At 54.5% G+C, this 12,975-nt stretch carries 13 protein-coding genes; 1 reads left to right on the top strand and 12 read right to left on the bottom strand.

Annotated features, from left to right (window positions below):
• Positions 1–39: 39 nt before the first annotated feature.
• From K1I37_RS09160 to murB, 12 genes are all read right to left on the bottom strand, one after another.
• Complete coding sequence (locus tag K1I37_RS09160) at positions 40–336, bottom strand: YlmC/YmxH family sporulation protein (protein WP_031218008.1); 297 nt, start codon at positions 334–336, stop codon at positions 40–42.
• A 56-nt stretch (positions 337–392) separates the two neighbouring features.
• Positions 393–1,172: an RNA polymerase sporulation sigma factor SigG gene (gene sigG, locus K1I37_RS09155; RefSeq protein WP_021295407.1), complete on the bottom strand. Its 780-nt coding sequence runs from the start codon at positions 1,170–1,172 to the stop codon at positions 393–395.
• A 248-nt stretch (positions 1,173–1,420) separates the two neighbouring features.
• Positions 1,421–2,137: an RNA polymerase sporulation sigma factor SigE gene (sigE, locus tag K1I37_RS09150; RefSeq protein ID WP_021295406.1), complete on the bottom strand. Its 717-nt coding sequence runs from the start codon at positions 2,135–2,137 to the stop codon at positions 1,421–1,423.
• Entirely contained in the window at positions 2,070–3,089 is a 1,020-nt protein-coding gene (locus K1I37_RS09145) for a sigma-E processing peptidase SpoIIGA (protein ID WP_021295405.1), read from the bottom strand. The genes sigE and K1I37_RS09145 overlap by 68 nt, the downstream gene beginning before the upstream one ends.
• A 243-nt stretch (positions 3,090–3,332) precedes the next feature.
• Positions 3,333–4,451, bottom strand: a complete 1,119-nt coding sequence (gene ftsZ / locus K1I37_RS09140) for a cell division protein FtsZ (RefSeq protein ID WP_021295404.1) — start codon at positions 4,449–4,451, stop codon at positions 3,333–3,335.
• A 131-nt stretch (positions 4,452–4,582) separates the two neighbouring features.
• Complete coding sequence (ftsA, locus tag K1I37_RS09135; RefSeq protein WP_021295403.1) at positions 4,583–5,812, bottom strand: cell division protein FtsA; 1,230 nt, start codon at positions 5,810–5,812, stop codon at positions 4,583–4,585.
• A 91-nt stretch (positions 5,813–5,903) separates the two neighbouring features.
• Positions 5,904–6,287: a small basic family protein gene (locus K1I37_RS09130; protein ID WP_021295402.1), complete on the bottom strand. Its 384-nt coding sequence runs from the start codon at positions 6,285–6,287 to the stop codon at positions 5,904–5,906.
• Complete coding sequence (locus tag K1I37_RS09125) at positions 6,287–7,018, bottom strand: DUF881 domain-containing protein (RefSeq protein ID WP_031218003.1); 732 nt, start codon at positions 7,016–7,018, stop codon at positions 6,287–6,289. The genes K1I37_RS09130 and K1I37_RS09125 overlap by 1 nt, the downstream gene beginning before the upstream one ends.
• A 10-nt stretch (positions 7,019–7,028) precedes the next feature.
• Complete coding sequence (locus K1I37_RS09120; RefSeq protein WP_031218001.1) at positions 7,029–7,742, bottom strand: DUF881 domain-containing protein; 714 nt, start codon at positions 7,740–7,742, stop codon at positions 7,029–7,031.
• Positions 7,743–7,744: 2 nt separating this feature from the next.
• Positions 7,745–8,524 (bottom strand): cell division protein FtsQ/DivIB, encoded by a 780-nt coding sequence (locus K1I37_RS09115; protein ID WP_021295399.1) that lies wholly within the window; start codon positions 8,522–8,524, stop codon positions 7,745–7,747.
• Between the two features lie 116 nt (positions 8,525–8,640).
• Entirely contained in the window at positions 8,641–9,897 is a 1,257-nt protein-coding gene (gene murA, locus K1I37_RS09110) for a UDP-N-acetylglucosamine 1-carboxyvinyltransferase (RefSeq protein ID WP_021295398.1), read from the bottom strand.
• 5 nt (positions 9,898–9,902) lie between these two features.
• Positions 9,903–10,826, bottom strand: a complete 924-nt coding sequence (gene murB, locus K1I37_RS09105) for a UDP-N-acetylmuramate dehydrogenase (protein ID WP_021295397.1) — start codon at positions 10,824–10,826, stop codon at positions 9,903–9,905.
• 648 nt (positions 10,827–11,474) lie between these two features.
• Here murB and K1I37_RS09100 point away from each other — a divergent pair.
• Positions 11,475–12,659 (top strand): IS256 family transposase, encoded by a 1,185-nt coding sequence (locus tag K1I37_RS09100; RefSeq protein WP_272496358.1) that lies wholly within the window; start codon positions 11,475–11,477, stop codon positions 12,657–12,659.
• Positions 12,660–12,975 lie beyond the last annotated feature (316 nt).

Here is a 12,975-nt window from a genome sequence, read left to right as displayed (position 1 = left end):
CATGAGCCGTGCCGCCTTTGGCGATGGATTGACACAATTTCAATACCCACCCGTGCCGCGTTTCCCGGAGTCCGGGGGAATATAATACCCAGTCTCACTGGGCGGCCGCAAATCGACAAGAATGACGTCCGAACCAATTTTGACAATCTGGTTCCACGGAATGATGTAATCCTGTGTACTGCCGACCATCCCAAAAAACCGCCCCTGTCCAGGGATGACGAGCGACCGGACAAGTCCGCTGTCGGTGTCGAGCTCCAAGTCGCCGATGGTACCAAGACGCTTTCCATCTTCCACATTCACGACATCTTTTGATTGCAAGTCAGATATTCGCATCAAGACGGATCCGCCTTCCTCCTAGTCATATTTCATCTATATGACAGGACTACAGGCTTTTACGACTGAATGTGTTTATGCATACGCTGAATCGCCGCTTTTTCGAGACGGGATACTTGCGCTTGTGAGATACCGATTTCGTCTGCGACCTCCATTTGTGTCTTTCCTTCGTAGAATCGCATGGACAAAATTTTCTTCTCTCTGTCGTTCAGCTTGTGCATGGCCTCGCGAAGCGCGATACCCTCCACCCAACTCGCGTCGAGTTCCTTGTCATCGTGAATCTGATCCATCACATAGATGGGATCTCCCCCGTCGTGGTAAATGGGCTCAAACATCGACACAGGGTCCTGGATTGCGTCGAGCGCAAACACCACTTCTTCTTTCGGGACATCCATTTCCTTGGCAATCTCCATAATGGTCGGCTCTCGCAGGTGACGAGTCGTCAGCGCGTCGCGAACCTGCAAAGCCTTATATGCGATGTCCCGCAAGGAACGGCTCACGCGAATCGGATTGTTATCCCGCAAATAACGTCGAATTTCTCCCACAATCATGGGTACGGCGTACGTAGAAAAACGTACATTCTGCCCGAGGTCGAAATTATCAATGGCTTTCATGAGACCAATGCAACCGACCTGAAACAAATCGTCAACATATTCCCCTCGATTGTTAAAGCGCTGAATCACAGATAAGACTAAGCGGAGGTTCCCATTCACAAGTTGCTCGCGCGCCGACAGTTCACCGCTTTGCAGTCGGGCAAACAACTCGCGCATTTGAACATTGGTTAAGACGGGAAGTTGTGAGGTGTTGACGCCGCAGATTTCGACCTTGTTGCGCTTCATAGAAGTTCCCCCCAAAAGGTGCATTGATCTGCCACGGGCATATCCATAATTTCCATAATTCGTCTTCAGTATGTCCGTGAAAGATGAAGTTATGCACCGCTTTGGCGGGGCTGAAACGAGAGCGAAAAATCCCTTTATAAGTTGCGTAAATGCCTTGGTCAGTAGGCGAACTAGGGGGAGTTTCCAGCGTTGGACGAGGGCGCGTCCGAATGCGGTGATGTGCGTTCGGACGCGCCCTAGAGGCTCATTTAGATCATCTTGTTAAACTCGCGTTGCAGCCGTTTCAAAATTCTCTTTTCCAACCGCGAAATGTAAGATTGCGAAATACCGAGTAGGTCTGCCACGTCTTTTTGCGTCATCTCACGCCCAGTCCCCAGGCCAAACCGCAATTGCATGATCTTTCGCTCGCGCTCCGATAATTTTTCCAGGGCGTCATACAATAATTCGCGATCGACCTCATCCTCCAAGTTGCGGTAAATCGTATCGGATTCCGTCCCTAAGACATCTGACAGCAACAGCTCGTTGCCATCCCAGTCCACGTTCAGCGGCTCATCAAACGAGACTTCCGAACGCAGTTTGTTGTTGCGACGAAGATACATCAAAATCTCGTTTTCAATACATCTTGAAGCATATGTAGCGAGTTTGATCTTCTTCGTCGGATCAAACGTATTGACGGCCTTAATCAACCCGATAGTTCCGATTGAAACAAGGTCTTCAATATTGATGCCCGTGTTTTCAAACTTGCGGGCAATATAGACGACCAGCCGAAGGTTGCGTTCGATTAACATCGCACGCACGGACTCGTCGCCCGACGGCAATTGTTCGAGCAAATATTGCTCTTCTTCGCGGGTCAACGGCGGCGGCAGCGCCTCGCTTCCCCCAACATAATAGACCTCTTCAGGACTGCCTTGGAGTCTCACGCGAATGCGTAGATAGAACAACCGGAGGCGAATTCGCAATTTCATATTGAGGTCCTTGAGTGTGTCGAGTGCTTTCAACCTCGTCATCTCCATTCATCGTGTCCATATGCAAAATCGCTTGGAATGTTCCATCGCTGCTGAGTGTGCCTGGGTACACTGCCAAGAGTTGAGCGTCGCGTACCCGAAGCCGCTCCCCTTTTTGTTGTAAGGTGACTTCATCCGGTCGCAATGCCACCGTCAGGCCCTTACCACTAGCTCCTTGAAACGGAACCAAACTAAACGACGTCGAGGCCGCCAGGGTAGCCACAGCAGTCAACAAGTCCGTTCCCTTCGCGATTTCCCCTCGTACGTCCTCAGGTAGTACCGGCAACAAAATGTCCATATCCACAAAGGATACCGGGCGTTTAGAGACCGGATCATACAGTTGATTGCCTGAGTCCAACAAGCCATCAAACTGAACCACTACGTCGCCAAATTTCGCCTCAACGGGTATTATCCAGTTGCTGCGCTGTTGCACCCGCCGGAGTCGCATCATCAATCTCTGTATGCCAAACACACAAATCGGCACGGCGGCCATTAAAGCCAATGTTTCGCCTGACGTGGCGAACATGAGACCATGCCCGTTTACGGCGATACCCTTTCCCAAAGACGTGCTGGGAATGGCGAATCCCAACGCGACTGCTGCACCGGCAAACACAAACGAGACAAAGAAGAAGACGACAACTTGGCGAAGCAGGTCAAGCATTCCCTTGTGCGGCAGCGCGATGAAAACCATGGCGACAGACATCAGTGCCTTCCCAGGCCAAGTGGTGAGCAAGGACAAAATGGGAAAGAACATGCATAGTCCGTAACCAGCCCCAAGGAGTGCTCCGAGTGCTACTCGCCGGAGTCGCGTGCTACGTTTGAGTAACCAGCCGGTGGTCCACAATAACACGCCATCCATGACGAAATTGACGACAAAGACTACGTCGATATAGACGACTGGCGTCGCAGGCACGTAACCACCTCGAGCCGTTTTAAGGGAAGTATAATTTATCTCTATTACGAAGCCTGTCGGAACTTGACTGAAATCTCATAGACTTTTTGTAGAAGATGCGGGACATGTGTAGAAAGAGGGAACACTAGCAAGAGCGCGGTGGCATACACGACAAAAGGCTGCCCTTGCAGACATCTCTCGATGCGCAAGAACAGCCTCATGACCTTACAGATAAACGCCTTCTACACGTTTACAGACTTACACTTACCTGTCGCGACCAAACTTATTTCCGTCGCGACGCCGCATGAATGCCGGCACATCCCAAGCATTACCGGTATTCGGAACCGACGGCGGCGCATCGTGAATCGTGCTGTGCCGCTGAACAGTGCTACGCGTAGCGTGCTCTGGCGTCGTTTCATGATTCGGCTGATTTCCTTCAAAACCAGTTGCAATGACGGTCACAACAATCTCATCTTCGAGATCTGGGTCAATCGCAGCGCCAAAGATCATGTTGACTTCCGCATCCGCCGTCGTCGACACGATATCCGCTGCCTCATTAACCTCCCAAAGACTGAGGTTGGTACCGCCAGCGACGTGCATCAAGACGCCTCGTGCGCCATCGATAGACGTCTCCAGAAGCGGTGACGAAATCGCCTTTTTCGCAGCCTCTGCGGCACGGTTCTCGCCAGAAGCGATACCAATCCCCATCAGCGCCGAACCGCGCTCCGTCATAATCGCTTTGACGTCGGCGAAGTCCACGTTGATGAGCGCCGGCGTGGCAATCAGTTCAGAGATACCCGACACACCTTGGCGCAAGACGTTGTCCGCTTCGCGGAACGCTTCGAGAACCGGCGTGTTGCGGTCGACGATTTCGAGCAGTCGATCATTCGGGATGACAATCAGCGTATCTACCTTCTCTTTCAAAGCAGAGACGCCCATTTCTGCCTGTACCATCCGCCGACGTTGCTCAAAGCGGAACGGCTTGGTCACGACGCCAACGGTCAATGCGCCAATCTCCTTCGAGATTTCAGCGATGACTGGCGCCGCACCTGTGCCGGTGCCGCCGCCCATGCCGGCCGTGACAAACACCATATCTGCACCATTCAGTGCATTTGCGAGCATTTCGCGGCTTTCCTCTGCCGCCTTCTTGCCAATTTCAGGATTCGCACCAGCTCCCAGACCGCGAGTTAGCTTTTCGCCAATCTGAAGCCGCGTTTCCGCCTTCGATAATTTCAATGCCTGGGCATCCGTGTTGACGACTATAAATTCGACGCCTTTGACGCCGGATTCAATCATGCGGTTGACCGCGTTACACCCACCGCCGCCGACGCCAATCACTTTAATATGCGCCAGGGAATCCGATTCAAAATCAAATTCCAGCATGACTGCTCCTCCTCAACATATATCGCTCCACGCCTATCCCTGCCTCTCTCGCGGTCAGGGGACGAGAGGTTGTCCGCGAGCCACCACACATCCCGCTCTGGACACGCCGACGAGCTGCGAACCTCTCAGCATTATACAAAGTCGCGCAACCAATCCTTAATCCGCGTAAACATGCCACCCGACGACTTAACCTGACGAACCGGTGCTGACTGGTCCATCGGAGTCGGCCGCAAACCTGTCCGGGCTGCGTACGCAATCGTGCCGACACCATTCACAAAAGATGGATCTCGCACGCCCAGAAATTCTGGTATCGCGATGCGAACCGGTGCCTGAAGCTCCTCGCTGGCGAGTTCAGCCGCCCCAGGCGTCGACATGACGCCACCGTGCAGGACATACCCCGCAGGCAAGTCATCCGCATACCCCATCTTTTCTACCTCTTTTTGCACGAGTGCAAATATCTCCTGCATCCGAGGTTCAACAATCGTCGCTAGGTCGTATTGCGTGTATTCCGTGTCCTTGTTACTGCCCATCCTCGGAACTTGAAACGTCTCGTTTTCAGACGCCTGGGCAACGACTGCACACGCGTGCCGCAGTTTCACCTGCTCAGCAGACGTGGTGCTCGTGCGCAACCCAATGGCGATGTCATGCGTGACGTAGTCACCGCCCATTGGAATGATACTCGTCCCCATGAGGACACCATTGGAAAAAATCGTGACAGTTGTGGCACCTGCGCCAATATCGACGAGTGCGACACCGAGCTTTCGCTCATCATTCGACAGTGCGATGTGACTGGCTGCCAACGGCATCAGTACCAAATTGGCGACTTCCAGCCCTGCGCGTTCGACACAGCGCACGACATTGTGAATTGCCGTACGGCTGCCCGTGATGAGATAGGCCTCTACTTCCAAGCGAACACCGAGCATTCCCCGTGGGTCCATAATGCCGCGCAGACCGTCGACGACGAACTCTTTCGCGACGACGTCGATGACTTCGCGCTCTGGCGGCAGTGCAACGACGCGCGCCTGCTGTAACACGCGTTCGATGTCTTCATCCGAAATTTCCCTATCCGCAGACGACACCGCGACCACGCCGTGACTGCTGTGCAGCTGAATGTGGTTTCCCGAGATACCTACGTAAGCAGACGAGATGTGAATCCCCACCATGCGTTCCGCATGGTCAATGGCTTCACGAATAGATTCAACGGTCAAATCTATATCGACAATGGACCCATGGCGCAAGCCTTCACCGGAGGCGGAACCAACTCCGATGACGTTGATGCTTGAACCTGTGGGCTCCCCGATGATGGCTCGAATTTTCGAAGTGCCGATGTCGAGACTGACGATGTAATCTTCTTTGGCCAACCGAGTGGCACCTCCCTAGAGCGCCGAAGACTGCGATTCTCTATCTATTTCCACACGTTTTTCGACATTCCTCTTCAATCCTCAAAATAATTCACAACTGTGCTCGACCAGCAACGTTCTCGCGATTCAACTTGCGCTGCCGAAGGAGCAGGAAAACTCCGCGGCGAATCGACGCAATGTTGTTGAATAGGCGGACGCCAAAGGCCACAACAGCAGCGAGATACAAGTCGACACCCAACTGATTGCCAATGTAGGCAAGTAACGCTGCAACCAACGTGTTCGTAAAAAAGCCGGTTAAAAAGACGGCTCCGTCAAATGACTTCTCCAGACTCGCGCGGATTCCTCCAAGTACTGTGTCGAGTGCGGCTAAAATCGCAATTGACAAGTAACTGGACAACGCGACCGGAACAGTAATATTGGTGACGAGCCCCAAAGCGACGCCGACCACCAAACCGACGACCGGTAACCAGAACATCAACCGTTCCCCTCCTTTGCCCACTGTCCAGGCAACACGCCGCTATAGCCAGGCACCTGTACGCCGTGCGCGCCCGTATGGGCTGTGACATCAAATGAGACGCCACACATATTGAACGCGTCCTTCAACTGTTCGACAGTCAGCCCTGCCTCCATCGTCTGCACATTGCCGACCGCTGATATCTCATACGGCATGGTGATCGGCGTCTTGTTGACATTGACCCCGGTAATTCCAGCGAGGCCGGACACGAGGCGGATAGACGACGTAGTCACCAGTCGCTGACCATTGATACTGACGGCTGTCGCGCCGCTGCCAAACAGCGTATTCACCACTTCGGCGAGCATCTGGTCTTGCAGGCCAGGGAACGCGGCCTGATCTTCAGGGACCGTTGGAATGGACGGATCGTACGCCATCTCAATGGTGATGCCCGCACCACTCACAGGTGCAATGCCTGCCTGTTGCTCGACTGTCTTCTGATCGTTCAAAAGTACCTTTTGCAAGGAACCGCTGTTTTTGGCCGCCTGATATTCGTCGAGCTGGACCCTCGCCTTCGAGATGTCATTCTCGAGAATTTGGTGTTCCTGCGCCAGCTCGTCCACCTGCGTCCGCAAGTCGATATAACTTGTGGGACTGCTGCTATAGGAAGGGCGCGAGGTGATCTGCACCGTCAGCATAAAGCCCAGGGCGGTGGTGATGGCGGACACCCCTAAAATTAAACTCCTGCGCTGCATACGCACTCACTCACTTTCCTGCATCAGCCCGCAGCGGACTTGTGTACGCAGGCATTTGAATATCCGACTTGGCCTGCGGGGTCGACACCTGCAACCCCTGCTGACGGAGCGCATCCAGAATGCCTCCGGACAACATGAGGGCCTTCTTCAACGTCGTCGGATCACCAATCGCATCGACCTCGAACGGCGCCGCCAACTGCCGTCCGTTCACGGTGACGGTAGGTCCCTGACAATTGACCGCCGACGTCGCGACGACGCGCACGCCGTTGATGGTCACCGCCTCAGCGCCGGCTGTGAACAACTCGTTGACGACGCTGCGCACGTTCCAATCGTGCGTGATACCCGACGCAATATCGATGCCGGTCGTCCCCGCATCGTTCAACGTCACGACCACACCAGGTCCATGCACCGGGGTCGTCCCTGCCAAAATGCGCTCATCCTGAATTTTAGTCTGCAATTGCTTGAGCTCATCGCTGGAGCCAGCCGATTGTGCCTCATACTTGTTCAGACTGGCAGTGACAGACGCCAACTGCTGCTCAGCGTCTTGGTTCGCAGCCTGGAGACTGCTGAGTTTCTGCGTCAATTGCTTGTTGACAGCGAGACTCCCTGTGAGTGAACCAAGCCGAGCAGAGAGTTCTGTCTGCCGGTAGCCGAGTGACACCATGAGCCCAAGCACGACGGAGACGGCCGTGAGCGATAGCGTCAATTTTGTCCGCGTGTTCAAGATCATTGTGCCCCTTTCTCGTTTGCCCCGGCGCTCGTATTGGAAAAAGGTGTATAAAGGTAAGGCGGTGCCCCACTCAAGTCGATATTTCCAGGCTTGTACCCTTTTTCAATAAAATACTGCACGGCAGAATGCATGGCGTTGAAGCTCCCAACGAGTCCCTTCGTATCACAAGTCACGACGAATTGGTTGTCGAGATAGAGCGACACGGTGCCATCTCCGTTCACGTGGAACTCCGACACATCCGTCAGGACGCCCGAATCGACCTTCGCCAATTGCTTGCACACTGCGGTGACCTCTGGGCTAACGGCTTGTCCCAACTTCACATGGCTCTGTGAAGCGGTGACGAGCGGATACGGCAAGCCGTCCTTCGGTGCCGCTTCCTGGTATACCACACCATTGTTCAATAGCTGATAAAATTTTCCCGACGTCTCGTAAACGGCAACTACCTGCCGCTCGCGTACAGTGAGGTCGATAGAACCTTTTACCCAGTCCGTCGAAACCGCAACCGACTGAATCATCGGCTCCTTCGAAGTGACGTGATGGGCGACATTTCCACGATTCACCTGCCAAAGACTCTGGCCTTTATGCAGTCCACTCTCCGCGATAATGCGCTGCGCTGGAATCGTCGTGTTTCCTGACACTTGAAACGAGCGAACGCGAGCAAGTGGTGACTCAAGCACGACGACGACGCCGATAAAGGCGAAGAAGCCGATGACAATTTTCCGATTGCGGGCTTTTCGTCGCTGGATATCCGCTGGCGACATGGCCGCTTGCGGCATGACTTCACTTCCTTAAATCAAGGTGGTTCCGACTATTGAAACAAGACGCTGGACGACGCATGCAAACGGGTAGGCGCCCCGGCGCCCACTCATCAGGCGCCGGGAACGCTCGTTCATCACACCGTGACGCGTTCAATACGCGCCCCAAGCCGGCTTAGCTGCGCTTCAATCGCTTGGTAGCCGCGGTCGATGTGCTTCACACCATCAACCTCGGTCGTGCCGTCAGCCATCAATCCTGCCACAAGCAGTGCAGCGCCGCCGCGCAAATCACTGGCCGACACGCGTGCACCAGATAACATCGGAACGCCGCGCACAACTGCCGTCCGCAGATCTACATTTACGTCAGCACCCATTCGCTGTAACTCGTCAACATGCTTAAACCGAGCCTCAAACACACTTTCGTGAATCACACTCGTGCCCTCAGCCGTCGTCAGCAGTGCCATAAACGGCGCCTGTAAATCAGTCGGAAACCCAGGAAACGGCGCCGTGCGAAAATCTACTGCCGACGGTGTTTCGTCACATTTGACCGTAATTATATCACGGTCGGCCTGCACCCGGACACCAGTATCCCTCAGTTTTTGAAGGACTGCGCCAAGATGGTCTAACCTTGCACCATGCACCGTCAGTTCTCCGCGCGTAGCCGCGGCCGCGAGCAACAGCGTTCCTGTCACAATCCGATCAGGAATAATCCGGTACTCCGTACCATGCAGGTGTGAGCAGCCATGAACGACGACGGTATCCGTACCAGCGCCCTCAATCGACGCGCCGGTCGCCCGCAAAAACTGAGCTAAGTCCTCCACTTCGGGCTCGCGCGCGGCATTTTCGATGACCGTCACACCATCGGCGAGAGACGCTGCCATCATCAAGTTCTCGGTCGCACCGACACTCGGAAAATCGAGTGTGATGGGCGATCCGATCAATCTGCGAGCCGAACAGCGGATATAACCGTGCTGTTCGTCAATCTTCGCCCCAAGTTGCCGCATGCCGCGCAGATGAAAATCGATGGGGCGCTGCCCAATGACGCAGCCGCCAGGCTTTGACAAGGTTACGTCCCCAAAACGCGCTAACAGCGGTCCCATCAGAAAAATCGACGAGCGCATCCGCTGCATCAAATCTGCCGGCACGTTGGTACTGTGGATGGACGACGCGTCCACTTCGACACTCGTCGCACCTTGCCAGCGCACGCGTGCGCCCAGCTGTTCAAGAATCTGCATCATCACACGAACGTCCTCTAAGTCCGGAACGTCCTCAATGACGCTGGTCCCTGCCACCATGACAGTCGCCGCTAAAATCGGCAAAGCCGCATTCTTTGCCCCATACACACGTGTCTCGCCAGAAATCGGTATGCCACCTTGAATCCGCAACAATTCCACACCCGTCACCTCCCTGAGGCCGGTTCCCCTAACACGCGGACCTCAGTTTCCAAATCGATCCCAAACTGTTCGCGGATCGTTGTCTGGGCGTGGCGGATAAGCCAAAGCACATCCTCTGCTTTCGCGCCTCCGCAATTAATGATGAAGTTGGCGTGCTTTTCGCTGATCTGAGCGCCCCCGCGCCGAAGACCCTTGAGGCCCGCCTTCTCAATCAAGTGACCGGCATGATCTCCCTCCGGATTGCGGAAGACGGATCCACAGTTCGGCCACGACAACGGTTGCGATTCCACCCGGCGCGCCGACCACTGCTTGACCTTGGCCATGAGCACATCGCGATCTCCCTCAACCAAATCAAATCGCGCGCGCACCACAATCCCAGGATGATCTTTCAAGATGCTATAGCGATAGCCAAACTTCAGGTCGGCGTTGCTGTACCGCCGGATGTCGCCATTAAAATCCATGACGTCCGCCCAAGCGAGCACCTCGCGTGTCTCCCTGCCATATGCGCCGGCATTCATCATGACTGCACCGCCTACGGTGCCCGGAATGCCTGTCGCGAATTCCAATCCTTCCAGACCATGCCGAACAGCGATATTCGCGGCGGAGACGTAAGAGCGGCCAGCCATCGCGACAATCGACGTCCCTTCGACGTCAATCTGGCCAAACCCATCATGCAATTTCACGACGACACCGCGGATCCCGCCATCAAGCACTAGCACATTCGATCCACGACCGACCACAGTCACCGGCATCTCCAGCTCCTTCGCCGCTCGCACAGCACCTTGCAGTTCACCCTCGGTCGTCGGCACAACCAGCACATCAGCTGGACCACCGATTCGCCAGGTCGTATGATTCGCCATCGGCTCGTTGAGGCGAACATCTTTCACCCCATACGCCGAGAAGATTGGCAACAACGTTTCAGAGACCATGCGCGAACCTCCATTATCGATATTCACCACACGCCTAACGCCCAGGTTCCGCATGGCATCATATGCGGGCACAGCCAAACTGTGCGGCTCGCACAATTCCACGCGCCCGGAGAACCGATAGAAACCCGCCTAGCTGCCTGCTCGCTCGCACGCGCACTCGCGCAGGTTCCCGTATGTACAGACGCACACACAAAATGAGCACGGTCAGCTTGCCCCGTGCACGGCTGTCTCCTATTGTAGCGGATTTACCTGAGAATGAAAGGGATTTTTGCGAGGTGGATCCTGGATACGTCGACGGCCGAGGGCGTAGGCCTGGGACGGCCGGGTGGAGCGCGTGGGGGCCGGGGCGCCGGGCGGAGTGGACCGGGGGGCCGGGTGGCGCGCTTGGAACCCGGCGGATCGACCGTGAAGCATGGGCCTGCCGTGGATTCGCGCCTTGGGGGCGAGGCGCCGGGATCGAGCCAACGCCATAAGGCCCGACAGCCCGCGCAAGTGGAGCCGAACTGTCGATTAAGGCACGAAATGTGCCTTATCTACGTCATACCCGTGACAGTCTGATGGCGTAAAATAGTTTGTGTAAGCAGTCCACAAAATAGGAAAAGTAGGGTATCCTCAAGATTGCTGAAGTCCAGAGGAGATGACCCTACTTTGTATCAGACTAACAAAGAGTTGCTTGCCGCACAACTGGAAATGGAAATGTCGAAGTTCATCCAAGAGCGTTTGGAGCTCATTATGCGTGAGGAGATCCACAACTTCCTGACGGTAGAGCATCCGGAATTGAAGAACAGTCGCAACGGATATTACACGAGGACGCTGGATACACGGTTTGGGCGGATTGAGGATTTACATGTTCCTCGAGACCGGGAAGGTGAGTTTCAAACCAGCATATTTGAGCCGTATAGTCGGCGAGATGCTTGGTTGGAAGAAACCATCATCGCAATGTACAAGGGCGGTATGAGTACGCGTGAGGTGGGGCAATTCATTGAACGGATGCTTGGTGTTCAATACTCGCCGACCACCATTAGCAACATCACGAATATCGTATTACAGGATGTAGATGCTTGGCGCAAGCGCCCCTTAAAACGACGGTACTCTGTCGTGTACATGGATGGGATGTATGTGGCGCTCAAGCGGGATACCGTGGACAACGAATCCATCTATGTCGTGATGGGAATTGATGAGGATGGACACCGAGAAATCCTTGGCTACTATGTGGGTGGCACGGAGAGCGCTACATCTTGCCGAGAGATTTTCAATGATCTGCGTGCGCGTGGGCTTGAGGAAATCCTGATTGGTGTAGCAGATGGGTTGACCGGACTGCAGGAAGCCTTCTTATCCGTCTACCCGAAGGCCGATTTCCAACGCTGTGTTGTTCACAAATTACGCAACATCATTGTGAAAGTCCGAGCCAAGGACAAGGCAACGGTTCTTGCGGATTTGAAGGGCGTATATTCCAGTGAGACCTACGAGGAAGCGCTAGGATGCTTCAGGCAATTCGAGAGCAAGTGGAACGCGAAGTACCCACGTGAGGTGCAGTCGTGGCGAGAGGACTTGGACAACCTCCTGGTCTTCTATAAGTACCCTGCAGCGATACGGTATGCTATCTATACGACTAACGCGATCGAGCGGACAATTAAGGAAATCCGCAAGAGAGTCAAGCCAATGAATAGCATCGCGAACCTTGAGGCGGCTGAGAAGATCGTGTATCTGTTCGCAACAGGCTATAACGAGAAATGGTCGAAACGCGCCTTGCGGGGATTTGCGGATACAGGTACCCAGAAGCGCCTCCGTGAGATGTTTGCTGAAAGGTACGGTACTGAGGAAACGAAATAAAGCCTGTGGATTTGATGGACAACCCAAGAATAGGGTTGCCCACAAGCTCCACAGGCTCTGCACAGGGGAAGCCGCTTCGCTCCTCCCCTCTGGCCAAAGGCCATTCACCCCTCCCACTCAGGCTGTAAGACGTGAGGGATGGATATATTTACCTTGGTAACGTACAAGACAGCAAGGTGCCTGTTCGGAATATTCAACGAAGAGACTTAAAAAACACGAAGACTCGCAATGATGAGGATCTCCCCTGATTCCTACATGCGGATTTACACAGACTTCTTGACGCTACCGACAGTCTGCCAAATAGCGCAGAAAAACT

Source organism: Alicyclobacillus acidoterrestris (assembly GCF_022674245.1).
Taxonomy (GTDB): domain Bacteria; phylum Bacillota; class Bacilli; order Alicyclobacillales; family Alicyclobacillaceae; genus Alicyclobacillus; species Alicyclobacillus acidoterrestris.
This window is presented reverse-complemented; position numbering and strand designations above follow the sequence as displayed.

Excerpts from the sequence above, each read along its gene's own strand:
- sigG (WP_021295407.1), bottom strand. The coding sequence starts at position 1,172 with ATGAAGCGCAACAAGGTCGAAATCTGCGGCGTCAACACCTCACAACTT.
- sigE (WP_021295406.1), bottom strand. The coding sequence starts at position 2,137 with ATGAAATTGCGAATTCGCCTCCGGTTGTTCTATCTACGCATTCGCGTG.
- ftsZ (WP_021295404.1), bottom strand. The coding sequence starts at position 4,451 with ATGCTGGAATTTGATTTTGAATCGGATTCCCTGGCGCATATTAAAGTG.
- K1I37_RS09130 (WP_021295402.1), bottom strand. The coding sequence starts at position 6,287 with ATGTTCTGGTTACCGGTCGTCGGTTTGGTGGTCGGCGTCGCTTTGGGG.
- K1I37_RS09125 (WP_031218003.1), bottom strand. The coding sequence starts at position 7,018 with ATGCAGCGCAGGAGTTTAATTTTAGGGGTGTCCGCCATCACCACCGCC.
- K1I37_RS09115 (WP_021295399.1), bottom strand. The coding sequence starts at position 8,524 with ATGCCGCAAGCGGCCATGTCGCCAGCGGATATCCAGCGACGAAAAGCC.
- murB (WP_021295397.1), bottom strand. The coding sequence starts at position 10,826 with ATGGTCTCTGAAACGTTGTTGCCAATCTTCTCGGCGTATGGGGTGAAA.